Origin of the sequence: Paraperibacillus esterisolvens, from assembly GCF_046237625.1 — a bacterium.
GTDB lineage: Bacteria > Bacillota > Bacilli > Bacillales > DSM-1321 > Paraperibacillus > Paraperibacillus esterisolvens.
Window position 1 is genome coordinate 1,808,596 of record NZ_CP143545.1, and the last position, 14,330, is coordinate 1,822,925.

Consider the following 14,330-nt stretch of genomic DNA (forward strand, 5'->3'; position numbering starts at 1 on the left):
TTTTAAGCATTGCTTATATTTGATAAACTAAATTATTCAAATTGCAGTATATATCAAGCCTTCTCTTAAAGCTTTTCTATCTTAACTTCTTCAAATTAAAATATAATATAGTTGCAACACGGTCTGATGTATCTCTTCCGACAGTTGTCTTAATCTTCCTAGCATTGGAAAAGGTATGAGAAATTATAATTAATTATTAACGATTTTAGTGTCTTCTCATTTCTAGTATCAGGAAAAACGATATAGGTTAGTTAGTTCAGATGGTAGTTCATATTGTCGTACTGTTGGTTCAGAAATAGAAAATTGGCAGAATAGCAATTTTCACAATCCATTCAGAACTTATAATTTGATAAACTATAAATAAACAGTATAATAAGGACTACATGAGAGCGCTTACAAATGCGGATTTACCAATACATTTTGGGAGTGTGATTTTTGTATGGCTGGGAATCTTGCGGTAGTCTATGTGAAACCAGGTGAGGTGGGAGTAAGGGATATAAGTTATCCGGATTTGGTTCTGCGGGACGGCCCTGGAGTAAACCCTTTGAACGTGGGTAGGAAGTGTAATCATGGTGTTATTTTAAAAGTCGTTACCACTAACATCTGTGGAAGCGACCAGCACATGGTAAGGGGGAGGACGACAGCACCAAGCGGCCTGGTACTAGGCCATGAAATCACAGGAGAAGTAATTGAGGTAGGAAGCGATGTTGAATTCATTAAGAAGGGAGATTTAGTTTCTGTTCCTTTTAACATTGCTTGCGGACGCTGTAGAAGCTGTAAAGAACGGAATACCCATGTATGTGAAAATGTGAATCCGGACCGGGCAGGTTCTGCCTATGGATATGTAGATATGGGAGGCTGGGTTGGCGGACAATCAGAATATGTAATGGTCCCATATGCTGATTTCCAGCTGTTGAAGTTTCCGGATAAAGATCTGGCTATGGAAAAGATCCTGGATTTGACCATGCTGTCTGATATATTCCCGACAGGCTATCATGGTGCGGTTTCTGCTGGAGTAAAGACAGGCTCTACGGTTTACATAGCCGGTGCCGGCCCTGTTGGATTAGCAGCAGCCCATTCCGCCCAGCTATTAGGGGCATCCAGAGTGATTGTAGGGGACCTGATAGATGAACGTTTGGCCCAAGCCCGCAGCTTTGGCTGTGAAACCGTCAATTTACGTGAACATGCCAATCTTGGTGAGCAGATTGATCAGCTGCTGGGAGCACCTGAAGTGGACTGTGCTGTGGACTGTGTCGGTTTTGAAGCACATGGACATGGTGCAGGATCAGATGAGGAGGCTCCAGCTGCCGTATTGAACTCTATAATGGATGTCACTAGAGCAGGCGGAAGACTCGGAATTCCCGGACTGTATGTAACGGGAGACCCGGGAGCGGTTGACGATGATGCCAAACACGGAACCTTAAAGATCCGTTTGGGGTTAGGCTGGGCAAAGGCTCATACATTTGTTACGGGGCAGACACCTGTCATGAACTATCACAGGGAACTGATGAATTCCATTTTGAGCGGCAGGGCGCAGATCGCCAAAGCGGTTAACGCGACATTAATCTCTCTGGATGAAGCACCGAGCGGCTATGCAGAATTTGATAACGGGGCATCAAAAAAGTTCGTTATCGATCCTCATGGTCTGGTGAGAAGTTGATAGAATCATAAGGTGTTATTGCACCTTAAGTATTTAAAATTTAATAACATAATGCGATTTCCAGTCTACTTCAAGTTTTAATTTATTATTGTATTATGGGTACTAAAATCGAAAAATCCTACTTCCTGTCATACTTGGGGAGCAGGATTTTTTTCCGTTTAATTCACTTCATTTGTAAACCATGCTATTTTTTAACAGCCCGGGAAGCAGAGGACATCGAGCAGAAGCTGTTCTCCTCCTACCGGGAAATGCTCGGCAATGTCCAGCAGCTCATCAATCCAAAGCCATTCAACGATGTTCTAGACATGATGAATGAAGCCCAAAGGATTTTCATCTACGGCATCGGGAGCTCAGGACTTGCAGCACAGGAGCTAAACTCCATTTAGAAATGATTTTATTTCAACAGGCCTGGACATCAAGCACCTTATATTTGATTGACCGGATCAGCCTGCATTTCCTTTCGGATAGCAAAAGGAAAAAGCTGTACCTTGAAACCATTAATGCAATAAAGGTGATAGGGGAAGAATGATAAATGGACATTTTAAAACACCTCCGAAATGGTACACTTACTATACGTGCTGAATCGGAGGTATTTTTGCATGGACAAAAACATTTGAAGAGGAAGCATAGTCCGAGGTAGAATACTGTGACAATACATAATAGGAGATGTTTTTTTGGAAGAGTTAATGAAAGTTTTTAAAGAAAATAGTTTTACAGTCAAACAAGAGACAAGCAAAGCAGTTGAATTTGAACATGTCGATACAGAAGAAGTAGTCTATTTAATGCCCAATAAGGAAATTACGGTGGCGTTGAACCCTGTCACTGTAGAGAACTTTTTCTTGCTGAAAAATGTAGCGAAGGGGTTAACCCACAGCACAGCGTTGAAGAGGTTTCCTAAAAGAATTAATACGGGGGAAACTCCTATTCCATATGGATATTCTTATAAATTCCAGTCTGTTGAAGAACTTCCTAGTTTTTTGCGAGAGTTTAACTTGCTTACTGTTAAATGACGGAATTAAATAGGCTGTGGGATGCTGTACTCTAGGCACTGTATCCCTTCCAACTTTATTTTAATAGTCCATGAAGCAATTTAAGTAAGAGGTGAAAATCCGCTATAGCATGCAATTTAACAAAATGAAAATCCCTGCTTCTGGGATGGAGCAGGGCTTTTATAATTAAATACTAAACCGGGATATCAAGCTGAGTGAGCCTCCAAATGGAACAAGTTTAGTTCCAAAATGGTTAGGGCACTCTAACTAAATTAGAGCTGTTTCTTTCAATCAATGTTGGATTCAATTTGATTTGTACAGGTTTAGATGATACTTCATTTTCCATCCGATTTAACAGCAGCTCGAAGGTTGTTGTGACCATTTCTTCGATAGGCTGGTGGATGCTTGAGATCCCCATGATTTTTGCAAGGTATGTGTCATCAAATCCAATAATGTTTATATCCTCTGGTACGGATATTCCTCTATCTTTTGCGGCATTTATGAATTCTAAAGCAATGATATCGTTTGCTGCAAAAGCACATGTAAAATCAATTACATTCCCTGACTGATTTAGATAGTTTTCAATATCACGCCGCATTGCGATATTATTCTTGGATGATTCATCGAGCTGAACATAGTTCTCTTCTTTTAATTTGATGCCGTTTTCGTTTAATGCCATTCTATAGCCAAAAAATTTGTCATCCGGTTCAGTTCCAATGAAACCGAATGATTTATGACCCGCATGGATAAACTTTTCAGCTGCAATTTTTCCTGCTAAAGCGTGGTCGAGGCCAACACTATCCAAATACTTGCGGTTTTGAGTAATGACTACGGAAGGAGTTGACAGCTTGCTCATGCGCTCAAGATTATAATCACCAGTGGGCACAATAATGATGCCATCTACCTGACGAGAGATAAAATTTTGAATGCTCTCCCATTCCTGAATAGGATTATGATTAGAATTATGCAGCAGAATGTTATAACCATGTTTACGTGCCTGCGACTCTAACTGATCTATTAATTCAATAAAATATGGATTATATGTTTCTGTAACGCAGACACCTATAATATGTGAATGACTCCTTTTGAGTGTTTGTGCTGCTTTATTTGGGATAAACCCAACCTTTTCAATAACATCAAGAACACGCTTTGCAGATTCTTCATTGACTCCTGTATTGCCATTTATTATTCGTGAAACGGTAGACTGCGATACATTGGCTAATTTTGCAATCTCCTTCATTGTCATTTTCATAGTGTGACTCCTTCTAGAATACGTATTCTAAAATATGATTTTCTAAGAGATATAAGTTATCTTCCCACTTAATCATATAAATAAATCCTGTTTTTGTAAACGCTTAAAATAAGTATTGACAGAATTTTTGCAACATTGTAACATTTCTTTTAGAACGGTGAATACGTTTTCACGGTTTATTCAAAAAGTGGGGGGCTCTATTAAAGTATGAGAAAAGTATTCTTGTTTATGACGATGGTTGCTTTAGCTTTATCCCTGATTGGTTGTAAATCAAAAGAAGCCAGCAGTAATGAGAAAATCGTAATTTGGACCCAAGCTTCAGCTGATCATCCAGAAGGCAAAATGTTTGCAGATCGTGTGAAGAGTTATAATGCAAAGCATCCAGATGGACCAAAAGTGGAAATACAAAATATTACACGTGCAGGTGCCGGCTCTGGGTACATAGATAAATTGAATGCAGCGATTACGGCAAATAACCTGCCTGATATTTTTACACTTGATGGCCCTGACATTGCCGCCTATGTTGACTCAGGACTTCTTGGAGAATTAGATGACTACATGAGTGACGGATTTAAAGATGGTTTCACAAAAGCTATTGTTGAACAGGGAACAGTGGATGGGAAGTTTTACGGAATGGGATACACCGATTCTGGTGTAGCGGTTATGTATAACGAAGATATGATCAATGCACTTCCTCAAGATGTAAAAGCATTAATCCCTGCAGCCGATAAAGACTGGACTTGGGATCAATTCTTGACACTGGCAAGGAAAATTGATGAATTTGCAAAGACCTCAGATAATCCTGCGTTTGCTAACTATGAAACAGCTGTCAGTACATTACTAACGGATGTAGCAAGCGGAGTTTATGAAACAGGAACCTATTATTTCACACCGCTGCTTTGGGGAAATAACACCAATATTGTTGATGAAGATGGTGTGACCGTCGATGGAGTTTTGAATAGCGATAAATCGGTGGAGGCTTTAACAAAATATGCACAATTGTTTAAAGACCCGGCTCTGGCTAGTGTTTCTGAATCGGAAAAAGCGTTCCACTCCGGCAAAACCGCTTTATCGGTCAGTGGTTTCTGGTATGTAAATGAACTGACAAACAACTTTCCTGACTTGAAGTTCAGAACGGTCCGTTACCCGAAAATGAGTGAAAACTATGATGGTTTATATACTCCATCCGGAAGCTGGGCATTTGTTCGGAATGGCCAGGAGGAAGATGAAAAACGTGTTAAAAAAGTTGTTGAAGTCATGGAATGGCTGAATAATGATGAAGCGTCAAAAGAGTATTACCATAAGAATGGATCCATTCCTTCAAAAACCAAATCACTATCCGAAATTGATACGAATACCGATAATAAGTACCACAACGAAGCATGGACTGTCTTAAAGTATCAAGTGGAAAACACCAATAAAGCCCGTCCTGTATCTCCGGGATATCCATATTTATCTGAAACATTTGCAAAAGATGTACTATTAAAGATTGGGCAAAATAAAGTAACAGATTCAGCAGCCATCAAAAAAATTACAGATGATGCTGTTAAAAAAATTGATAAGGAATTTGCGAAATATAGAAAGTAATTGGTGATAAAGAGAGTGGGGTTTCCTGCCTCACCTCTTTATTTATAATAAGGATGTGAAATGATGAAATTAGAAAAAAGAAGCCGGTTTATACAAGTGAGAAATACAACGGAACATTATCGGCAGAGCGAACATTATAAGAAGGGTGAAGTAATTTCAGCCTACAGCTTTTTAACTCCCGCCATGATACTTGCTATTTTATTCATCGTACTTCCAATCATCTTAGCCTTTACCTATGGATTTACCGATTATTATTTATTAAAGCCTAATGCTAAACAATTCAACGGCTTAGATAACTTTAAACAAATGTTGTCTGATGATGTATTGAAACAAAGTTTTCTCAATACCATTAAATTCGTTGTCCTGGTTGTCCCGCTGCAGCTATCTATAGCACTCGGTTTAGCCTTGATTGCAAACAAGAAAATTAAAGGCGTCGGTATTTTCCGAACCGCATACTTTTCACCGGCCGTTCTATCCTTGGTCGTCATCTCCATCCTCTGGACGGTAATGCTGAACCCGACATCAGGACTCATCAACGAAATATTAGCAAATCTGGGAATTGGAAAACAGCCTTTCCTCGCAAGTGCTTCTCAGGCAATGTACAGTATTGTCGTCATTTCGGCCTGGTCCGGGTGCGGATATCAGATGATGATTTTTTTAGCCGGTTTAAAGAACATTGATCAACAAATGTACGAAGCAGCAGAGATTGATGGCGCCAATCCTTTTCAACGGTTTTTTTATATCACACTTCCATCATTAAAACCCATAACGATGTTTTTGGTAATCACTACCACCATTCAGGCCTTTAAACTGATTGTACAGCCGATGGTAATGACAGGCGGAGGGCCTGATTACTCAACGATGACTATTTTGCAATATATCTATGAATACGGATTCCGGCATAGAAATATTGGATATGCGAGTGCCATCACGTTAATGTTTACATTATTCCTTGTAATTCTGTCCATTGGAATCAAGAAGTTATTTAGAGAGGAGAATGTTGCATGAAGATGGTAAAGAAGTGTTTGTTCTATATTTTAGCCATAGTGATTGCTCTTCAATTTATTATTCCTCTGCTGTGGATGGTGCTTTCTTCTTTTAAAATAGATGAGGTTATCTACAGGGACATAGGCAGTATTTATGCCATATTCCCCAGATTTTCTGATCTCTCATTGAAGTCCTATACGGAATTATTGAGTTTCTACAATATTTTTCAATATCTATTAAACAGTCTCATTTATGCATCTCTTACTGTTGTATTCGGCTTAACGATTAATTCCTTAGCGGGATATGCACTTGCGAGATTTAAATTTCCGTTTAAAGACGGAATTCTCATTTTTATTATTGCTTTAATGATCGTGCCGGTTGAAGCGACCATTCTTCCATTGTTTTCGGTCGTTAATGAAATGGGTTTGATTAATACTGCTCCTGGATATTTACTTCCTTTTTTCGTAAATGTCATGAATATTTTCTTATTCAGGCAGCACTTTTTATCATTTCCCGGCGAACTGATCGAATCAGGGAAGATTGACGGGTTAAGTGAAATTGGCTGTTTCTTAAGGATTGTCATTCCATCCAGCCTGAGTATGTATATTACGGTAGGAATCCTGACCTTCCTTGCCTCCTGGAACGATTTCCTATGGCCGGTCATGGCTTTATCGGATCAGGATCTAATGCCAGTCCAAGTGGCTTTAAATGCTATTTTCAGTGATACCTATAACATTTTCACAAGTCATATCATGGCTGCACTAACAATAGTCACGATCCCGATTGTGATATTATATGTTATTTTCCAAAAATACATAGTTGAGGGCTCCATTCAAAGTGGAATTAAATAAGAGGGGTGCACAATGAATCGATTACAAAAAGCAAACGAATTTATTATGCAAAATAAAGAGAAAGTGACAAGCAGGCCGCTATATCACTTTTCTCCTGAAATCGGGTGGATGAACGATCCGAACGGATTTATTTTTTATGAAGGGGAATATCACCTTTTTTATCAGCATAACCCTTATGATATTGTCTGGAATGACATCCATTGGGGACATGCTAAAACAAATGACTTTATTAACTGGCAATATCTGCCCGAGGCGCTGGCTAATGACAAGGCATATGATGCGAATGGCTGCTTTTCTGGAAGTGCGATTGAAAAAGAAGGAAAATTATATCTGATGTATACAGGTCATATTGATCCCAATCTTGGTTTTGATAAAGATGAGCAGGAAATTTCACAATGTCAGTGTTTAGCTTATTCCAGTGATGGTGTTAAGTTTGAAAAGTATCCACAGAATCCGGTAATTGGAAAAGAACAGCTGCCAGATGGCTACTTGATCTGTGATTTTAGAGATCCGAAGATACTTGAAGTTGATGGCGTTTATTATTGTATATTAGCAGTAAGGAACAAACAAAGGCGCGGAGAAATAATTATGTTTAAGTCGATCAACTTGTTTGACTGGACTTTTCATTCGTCGATTTATCAGCCCCAGTTTGATGATAATACTTTATTGGAATGCCCTGATTTATTTCGGATCAATGACAAGGATGTGCTGTTGTTTTCAGAAATGCCATGTGATCCCGAGTATAGTGATCACATTGAAAATAAAACAGCTTACGTAATTGGGGAAATGGACTTTGAACAGGGTATTTTCACCACACACAAAAAAGGACACCTTGATTATGGTCATACGTTTTATGCCCCCCAATCGACACAAGGGAAAGATGGAGAAAGACTATTAATTGGCTGGATGCACCGCTGGCACGATACTATGCCTCCGAAAGAATATGGGTACAATGGGATGATGTCCATTCCCAGACAGCTAAGTATTAAAAATTCCGACTTGATTCAAGCTCCATTTATCGTTCATGAAAAGCACTTCCAAGAATCTATCGTTTATGAGAATTATAACTTGCAGGCAGGTCTGGATATAGCGGGGAAAGAGGCAGGTTACGTAAAGGTTCAAATCACTGAAAACAATACGAGATTTACCATTGAATTAAACAAGAATGAGGAAAAGTCCACAAGGTATGAGTTTGATTTAGAAAAAAACACACTTAACATGAATTCTGATTACGGGTCTCAGGATTCCATCTTGCTTGATAATTGTTTTAGTACTTTAAAAGGTGAGAAAACGCTAGAATTTTATTATGATTTACATTCTGTTGAATTATTTATCAATTCAGGGGAAAAAGTAGTTAGCTTTACAGCTTATGATCTAAATAAAGGAACGGGGATATCCATTTCCGGAATGAATACAGAATTGAAAGAAGTCCGGCTAGAAACTTTTAAATCTTGATTCCTGCGGCTTTGTTGGCGACAATTTGAAAAAAACGAAAAAGAAACCAGAACGAAAGTCAACCGTCTATTTCAAAAGCACCTTCGCACATGCTGACAGCACAAAAAAGAAAAGCATTTCCGGTTATCCGGGACTGCTTTCTTTTTTATGTTCAGGATAGACACAAAGTACTTTCATGAATAAAACAATCTTTTCTTTTGATATAATTAAACTACCCAAACAAAGAAACGAGGCATTCCCCATGACCAAATCAGAAATCGAATACAAAATCCAGGACCTGAAATCAGACTATATCCGCCTACAGAACGACCTGGAAAAGCTGGAATCCGTGAATGGCAATATCTCTCCCCTGGAAAGACAGTTGAGTGAGATTGAAGAGGAATTGGCCTCTTTGAACCAGCAGCTGAGGGAGCTTGCATAGGTGCGTTTGACAAAAACATTTGAAAACCCCTGCAAAATGCAGGGGTTTTGATATGGATCCAGACAGTTAAAGACCTAATCTTAGCTGTCAGTCTCCCTCTTCCTCAAAGCACTTCCTGACATCCGAACAGTCAGCAGGAGGACGATCACACCGATGACCCCACTGGTCAGAGCCATCGTATGCAGGTGGTCGGTGGTGACCTGCCTGCCGAACAGGATGCCGAGGAGGCTGGAAGAAAGGATGGTTCCGATATAGCGCGAGGTCATAAACAATCCGGATGCAGCGCCGGTTTCGCTTCGCGGTACAAAGGAATATAGGGCCGTCTGCAGCCCGAGATTGTTGAAGCCGTTGCTTAAGCCAAGGACGGATAGGCAGATGACGATCCAGGCAACGGGTGACTGCGTTTGGACCGTCGTGAGCAGCAGGGAACCGGCGATGATGGATACGGCACCTGCCAACAGGGACGGCTTGGAGCCTTTCCGGTCAATCCAGCGTCCGGCGAGCGGCGAGACGATGACGCCAAAGCCGGCGACAGCCAGCATGATGAGGCCGGTTGTCTTGGAATCGAAATGGCGGAAGTCCTGCAGGTAGAGCGGCATTCCGAAAAAGATCGAGTAAAAGACAATATTGACCAGGATGAACTGCACATACACCAGGCTCATGTTGACGTTCTTTTTCAAGGCGATCACATCGACAAACGGCTCTTGCAGCCGCTTTTCAACCATATAAAAAAGAATGGTTGAAATGATGCTTAACCCCAGTTTGATAAAACTAACCCCATTTTGCAGATCCAATAAAAACAGCAGCCAGCTTAGGATCATGAGCGAAAATAACAGGATGCCGGGATAATCGATTCTGGCCTTCCTGCCCGCTGTCTTTGTGCCCTTCGGCAGGACTTTGACAGCCAGGATGAAGGCGGCTATGATGATCGGGAAGTTGATCATAAAGATGGCTGGCCAGTCACCCCAATCCACAAGGAACCCGCCGATGGATGGTCCGAAGGCTGCCGACACGGAAGAGAAGATCGACAGCACTCCAAGTGCCTGTGCCTGGTTCTCCGTGATGGAGGAACGTACGAGCCCCATGCCGGCCGGGAACAGAGCCGAGCTGCCGATTGCCTGGATCATCCGTATCGCGATCAGCCAGCCGAAAGAAGGCGAGAAGGGCGCCGCTGCGGAGGAGACGGCTATCAGCAGGAGGCCGATGAGGTACATCCGTTTTGCCCCAAAGGCGTCCGCAAGCTTGCCCATTACAGGCTGTCCGATGCCGCTGGCCAGATAATATGTAGAAATCAGCCAGGAAGCATCTCTGAAGGAAAGAGAAAAGTCCTCCTGAATTCGTGACATGGCCACAGCGATCATGGAAGAATTCAATGGATTCAGCAGGATGCCGAGTGCCACCGTAACAATCAGAAGGATATGTTTTTTAGGTAATGCAGCCAATACGAACACCTCAGTCTGGGAAGCAAATTTAAATAGTAGGTTTATTATATAGTAAAATAATTACCGTTGTTAATTAAATGAACCTGCACTTCCGCAAAAGGAGGCACAGGTTCATTTTTTGTCTTGTTCCAGTAATTCTATGATTCGATCGAGCTTTTTTTCTATTTCATCTCGCTGTTTTTGTTTGTCTCGCCCGAGGGCTCTTGCAATATACAGGGTTAATGAAATGAAGAATAATACAATGAGGGCGATTATCAGGAACCAGAACAAGAGGGCCGCTATATTGAGCACATATATTCCTGCTTTCTATTTTTTAATCGGATCCTGCGTAAATAAAACAGCCTGCCCGCAGCAAAAAAAGGGGACAGACTTGTGAAAATCACTCCATGATAAAAGATAAGACCGGGATTCCAATCAGCATAAGAACAAAAAAGCCTAGTATTACATAGCCGATCACCCTGATGAAGGCCGGCTTTCTTTCTAAATTGAAGCTTTCCTTGCTGAGTTCGCCACCAGCCATGATATGGTTGTAAAGATGCAGGGGATGGTTGGGATCATTTGAATTGTGATTTTCAGTTACGGAGTTATCTTGAGGTTCTAGTTCAATAGAGTCATTATTTTCATTATTTGAATTCATTGAGAAACCTCCTTATGATTCCATTATATTACAGTATTTTATGTGCCGTCCAAATTTATTATGATAATATGAGAGAATCAGAGCAATCACTTATAGAAATGGGGAAAAAGTTTGGTACATAGCACTGGAGCCGTTTACTCTCCGCCCAGGCACATCGTGTCAGCAGCGGCCATCGTGATTAATGAACAAAATGAAATCCTCCTGATCAAGGGACCAAGAAGAGGCTGGGAAATGCCGGGCGGACAGGTGGAGGAAGGGGAATCTCTTCAGGCAGCAGCCATCAGGGAAACGAAAGAAGAGTCAGGCATTGATATTGAAGTAGTGAAGTTCTGCGGTATATTCCAGAATGTAAGCAGATCTATCTGCAACACACTTTTCTTAGCGAAGCCAATCGGAGGCATTCCAACGACCAGTGCCGAAAGCCTGGAAGTCAGATTTTTTCCGGTTGAAGAAGCACTGGAGATGGTGAGTTATTCAAACTTCAGGAAAAGAATTCAATTGTGTCTCGATGAAAGCAGCCAGCCGTTTTTGATGGAGTTTTAAATCATGTATTAATGGATTTTTTTATTATGTGAGACAGTAGAAAAGGAGGGATTCCTTGAAAATAGCAAAAGGAATTATTCCTACCATCACCGGTATTCTTCTTCTAATCGTATCAGTGCTCGTCATGGTCTTAAATTTTCAGGAGGTCCAATATACCGCTAAAGAGGAACCCAGGGATAATATTAATCTTGTTGGATTTAAAGATAGCAGCTATTATGTAGAAAAAAACGGAAACATCGGGATAGAAGCCATTGGGAAAGCGTACATACTCAGAAATGGCAGCTCACCAGAAGCAGCAATTCCAAGCATAGAGTTATTGGACATGCAAATGAAGAAAGTGGACAACAAGGGGAATTTTAGCCGCACCATTAAATATGGGAATTCGGTTATCCACCTTTCCAGTAAAGAATTCACCGGACATCGAACAGGTATTTCCGGAAAGTGCGCAGTCTCCTGTTGAGGTCTTCATTAATAAAAAAGAATATTCCTCTTCCATCCCCATTGAAATCCAGCCAGGCAATATTGAAAACGATAGGTATACCAGTTACTTAGAACTCATGTTAGTTGTTGATAAGAAAATGAATAAAGAATCCCTCCTGTTGATTCAGAGGTTTGGGAATGACGAAGTAAAGAATAATAGCTGGAGAATATTGTGGATTGATAAAAACGGACAAGTGAAGGAAGAGGCATTTGATAACGAAGGGAGAAAAAAACTGCCTTACAGAACAACATTGCTGCTGGCATTCATGGTTACACCAGAAAACCTTGGATATAAAACTGATGAAGCAGTGGGTTACCCTACTATCTTCTACCCGCTGATGTTTCCGTTTGGTTCTTTCCTTGCAGGAATCGTTTTTATTATGTTTGGATGGATTAGGTGGCTAGGGACTCGTTAAGATAAGCTCATTTCTTATAATTTGAGAAAGATTAGAACGTATAATAAGTTCGAGAAAATAAGAGCAAGAAGTTTGGTACACAGCACTCGAGCCGTTTACTCGCCGCATAGACACGTTGTGTCAGTAGCAGCCATTGAGATCAACGAACAAAATGATTTCCTCCTTTTCAAAGGACCAAGAAGAAGAGAATGCCGGGCGGACAGGTGGAGGAAGGCGGATTTCTTCGAGCAGCCTCCATCAGGGAAACGAAATGTCACTTAAACCATAATATTGCCATTCCGGCAAGTTTATAGTTTATAGACTCTTGGCAAGGAATTAAACTCCACATCCGATACCTGTTTTTGGAACGGCATATACAAAATACTTCTAAAATAATTTTTAATTGAAGGAGCAACTCGAGCGAATTTCACCTTGAAGGTTTCGATCAGATAATAACGAATTCGATTTCATAAGGACTCTTGCATATTGCTTTGGGTGTAGCTCAACGTCTGGTTTGTTTTGATAATCTTCTTGCTGGAGTTGAATTCCTCTATTAGTATTATTTTGATGGAACATTTGAAATATATTTTGGAACGGTGCCAAGAAAAAAAGAGAGTAAGGAAACAAATAAATGGATTACAATACATCAAAAAGGCAGAAAAAAGAGACAAGAGAGGGTGGAGATGCAAACAAAAAAGGACGGATTACATATTTATCCTACTTTTCATAGAAGGTAATAGGATATATATTTTTTTATATTCATGAAACCTTTTTTTATTACTTGCGTAAAAAAATAAAGAACTTAATGGAGGTGTAGACATGGAGGAAAAGCAAGAAACAGAAAAAAGTAAAATAGTCGAGTTTGGCAATAAACTGGGTGAAAAAGCATCTGAAATTGGTAGTAAAATTAGTGAGCAGGCAAAAATAACTTTTGACAATCTTAACATTTTGAAACATTTTACTGAGCTAGATAAGGAAGTCTCTAAAAATGAAAAGGAAAAAGCAATTGAAATAATTAAGGCTTTAAAAGATATAAAAGATGACCAAATCAAGGCAGAGACTCTTAAAGACTATGTCCAGGCAAATAATCGAAAAGAAATCATAGATAAGATAATTTACGCGGTAAAATATTTATCAGGAGCCGCTGCTGTTATTGTGGTGGCAGTACTTCTAAAACAAAACAATAATGCATAATTGTAATTGTTCAGGCTGCAAAGAGTGGCCTTTTTCTAATTCGTAACAGTAACTGAAAAATAAGGTTGGGATGTAATAACTTCAATGTTCAGGGGCATTAGTAGAGGTCATTTGAAAAACAGAAAAAGGATAACTTGTCTATGTTGAAACATAAAAACTCTTTTATTCCTTCCCATTTTCTTGTTCCATCGGCAGGCAAAGAAAGTGGTGTTCAGCTTGCTATGAATTCCACGGATTTTAAAAATACTGATTTACAATGTCCCGTATCGTACAGATGTAAATATAAATAATGAAACGGTTTAAAAAGGAAGCAATCTTCTACTGTTACATTAGAAAAGCCTTCAATTGGATTCATAAGCAGCTCCAAGGTCATTATGATTATTTTCTCTAATCCTTTTAAAAATTTCTAAGAAGTCTCTTGTCGCTAAATGAGAAGA

The 14,330-nt window shown here is 40.0% G+C and carries 16 protein-coding genes and 1 pseudogene; 13 read left to right on the forward strand and 4 right to left on the reverse strand.

What is annotated here, in order from left to right; translation table 11 throughout:
* Positions 1–439: 439 nt before the first annotated feature.
* The 3 genes from fdhA (at position 440) to V1501_RS09110 (ending at position 2,670) form a co-directional block, all read left to right on the forward strand.
* Positions 440–1,660, forward strand: a complete 1,221-nt coding sequence (gene fdhA / locus V1501_RS09100) for a formaldehyde dehydrogenase, glutathione-independent (RefSeq protein WP_409292738.1) — start codon at positions 440–442, stop codon at positions 1,658–1,660.
* 95 nt (positions 1,661–1,755) lie between these two features.
* The gene (locus V1501_RS09105) at positions 1,756–2,046 is read left to right on the forward strand and encodes a hypothetical protein (RefSeq protein ID WP_409292739.1); all 291 of its coding nucleotides are present in this window, start codon (positions 1,756–1,758) and stop codon (positions 2,044–2,046) included.
* 288 nt (positions 2,047–2,334) lie between these two features.
* Positions 2,335–2,670: a hypothetical protein gene (locus tag V1501_RS09110; protein ID WP_409292740.1), complete on the forward strand. Its 336-nt coding sequence runs from the start codon at positions 2,335–2,337 to the stop codon at positions 2,668–2,670.
* 232 nt (positions 2,671–2,902) lie between these two features.
* On the opposite strand, the gene V1501_RS09115 is transcribed toward V1501_RS09110, so the two are convergent.
* The gene (locus tag V1501_RS09115; RefSeq protein ID WP_409292741.1) at positions 2,903–3,901 is read right to left on the reverse strand and encodes a LacI family DNA-binding transcriptional regulator; all 999 of its coding nucleotides are present in this window, start codon (positions 3,899–3,901) and stop codon (positions 2,903–2,905) included.
* A gap of 207 nt (positions 3,902–4,108) precedes the next feature.
* Between V1501_RS09115 and V1501_RS09120 the strand changes: the two genes are divergently transcribed.
* The 5 genes from V1501_RS09120 (at position 4,109) to V1501_RS09140 (ending at position 9,202) form a co-directional block, all read left to right on the forward strand.
* Entirely contained in the window at positions 4,109–5,488 is a 1,380-nt protein-coding gene (locus V1501_RS09120; protein WP_409292743.1) for an ABC transporter substrate-binding protein, read from the forward strand.
* Positions 5,489–5,548: 60 nt separating this feature from the next.
* Complete coding sequence (locus V1501_RS09125; RefSeq protein ID WP_409292744.1) at positions 5,549–6,496, forward strand: carbohydrate ABC transporter permease; 948 nt, start codon at positions 5,549–5,551, stop codon at positions 6,494–6,496.
* Positions 6,493–7,326 (forward strand): carbohydrate ABC transporter permease, encoded by an 834-nt coding sequence (locus tag V1501_RS09130; protein ID WP_409292745.1) that lies wholly within the window; start codon positions 6,493–6,495, stop codon positions 7,324–7,326. Before V1501_RS09125 ends, V1501_RS09130 begins: the two co-directional genes overlap by 4 nt.
* A 12-nt stretch (positions 7,327–7,338) precedes the next feature.
* On the forward strand, positions 7,339–8,781 hold the full coding sequence (locus V1501_RS09135; protein ID WP_409292747.1) for a glycoside hydrolase family 32 protein: 1,443 nt from the start codon (positions 7,339–7,341) through the stop codon (positions 8,779–8,781).
* A 241-nt stretch (positions 8,782–9,022) separates the two neighbouring features.
* Entirely contained in the window at positions 9,023–9,202 is a 180-nt protein-coding gene (locus tag V1501_RS09140) for an SE1832 family protein (protein WP_409292748.1), read from the forward strand.
* Between the two features lie 80 nt (positions 9,203–9,282).
* Here the strand turns inward: V1501_RS09140 and V1501_RS09145 are convergent, their stop codons facing one another.
* The 3 genes from V1501_RS09145 to V1501_RS09155 form a co-directional block, all read right to left on the reverse strand.
* On the reverse strand, positions 9,283–10,653 hold the full coding sequence (locus tag V1501_RS09145) for an MFS transporter (RefSeq protein WP_409292749.1): 1,371 nt from the start codon (positions 10,651–10,653) through the stop codon (positions 9,283–9,285).
* A gap of 102 nt (positions 10,654–10,755) precedes the next feature.
* Positions 10,756–10,935 (reverse strand): DUF4083 family protein, encoded by a 180-nt coding sequence (locus V1501_RS09150; RefSeq protein WP_409292751.1) that lies wholly within the window; start codon positions 10,933–10,935, stop codon positions 10,756–10,758.
* Positions 10,936–11,023: 88 nt separating this feature from the next.
* A complete protein-coding gene (locus V1501_RS09155) occupies positions 11,024–11,281 on the reverse strand; it encodes a hypothetical protein (RefSeq protein WP_409292752.1) in 258 nt (85 codons plus the stop codon).
* Between the two features lie 111 nt (positions 11,282–11,392).
* Here V1501_RS09155 and V1501_RS09160 point away from each other — a divergent pair, with 111 nt between their 5' ends.
* The 5 genes and pseudogenes from V1501_RS09160 (at position 11,393) to V1501_RS09180 (ending at position 13,893) form a co-directional block, all read left to right on the forward strand.
* Positions 11,393–11,824, forward strand: a complete 432-nt coding sequence (locus tag V1501_RS09160) for an NUDIX hydrolase (RefSeq protein ID WP_409292754.1) — start codon at positions 11,393–11,395, stop codon at positions 11,822–11,824.
* A gap of 55 nt (positions 11,825–11,879) precedes the next feature.
* Entirely contained in the window at positions 11,880–12,284 is a 405-nt protein-coding gene (locus V1501_RS09165) for a hypothetical protein (protein WP_409292755.1), read from the forward strand.
* 118 nt (positions 12,285–12,402) lie between these two features.
* Entirely contained in the window at positions 12,403–12,720 is a 318-nt protein-coding gene (locus tag V1501_RS09170) for a hypothetical protein (RefSeq protein WP_409292757.1), read from the forward strand.
* A 72-nt stretch (positions 12,721–12,792) separates the two neighbouring features.
* A pseudogene (locus tag V1501_RS09175) lies at positions 12,793–12,971 on the forward strand (ADP-ribose pyrophosphatase); the annotation flags it as partial.
* A gap of 547 nt (positions 12,972–13,518) precedes the next feature.
* Positions 13,519–13,893, forward strand: a complete 375-nt coding sequence (locus V1501_RS09180) for a hypothetical protein (protein WP_409292758.1) — start codon at positions 13,519–13,521, stop codon at positions 13,891–13,893.
* Positions 13,894–14,330 lie beyond the last annotated feature (437 nt).

Coding starts and splice junctions, on each gene's coding strand:
- V1501_RS09170 (WP_409292757.1), top strand. CDS start 12,403: ATGAATAAAGAATCCCTCCTGTTGATTCAGAGGTTTGGGAATGACGAA.
- V1501_RS09125 (WP_409292744.1), top strand. CDS start 5,549: ATGATGAAATTAGAAAAAAGAAGCCGGTTTATACAAGTGAGAAATACA.
- V1501_RS09135 (WP_409292747.1), top strand. CDS start 7,339: ATGAATCGATTACAAAAAGCAAACGAATTTATTATGCAAAATAAAGAG.
- V1501_RS09115 (WP_409292741.1), bottom strand. CDS start 3,901: ATGAAAATGACAATGAAGGAGATTGCAAAATTAGCCAATGTATCGCAG.
- V1501_RS09180 (WP_409292758.1), top strand. CDS start 13,519: ATGGAGGAAAAGCAAGAAACAGAAAAAAGTAAAATAGTCGAGTTTGGC.
- V1501_RS09155 (WP_409292752.1), bottom strand. CDS start 11,281: ATGAATTCAAATAATGAAAATAATGACTCTATTGAACTAGAACCTCAA.
- V1501_RS09130 (WP_409292745.1), top strand. CDS start 6,493: ATGAAGATGGTAAAGAAGTGTTTGTTCTATATTTTAGCCATAGTGATT.
- V1501_RS09120 (WP_409292743.1), top strand. CDS start 4,109: ATGAGAAAAGTATTCTTGTTTATGACGATGGTTGCTTTAGCTTTATCC.
- V1501_RS09140 (WP_409292748.1), top strand. CDS start 9,023: ATGACCAAATCAGAAATCGAATACAAAATCCAGGACCTGAAATCAGAC.
- fdhA (WP_409292738.1), top strand. CDS start 440: ATGGCTGGGAATCTTGCGGTAGTCTATGTGAAACCAGGTGAGGTGGGA.
- V1501_RS09105 (WP_409292739.1), top strand. CDS start 1,756: ATGGGTACTAAAATCGAAAAATCCTACTTCCTGTCATACTTGGGGAGC.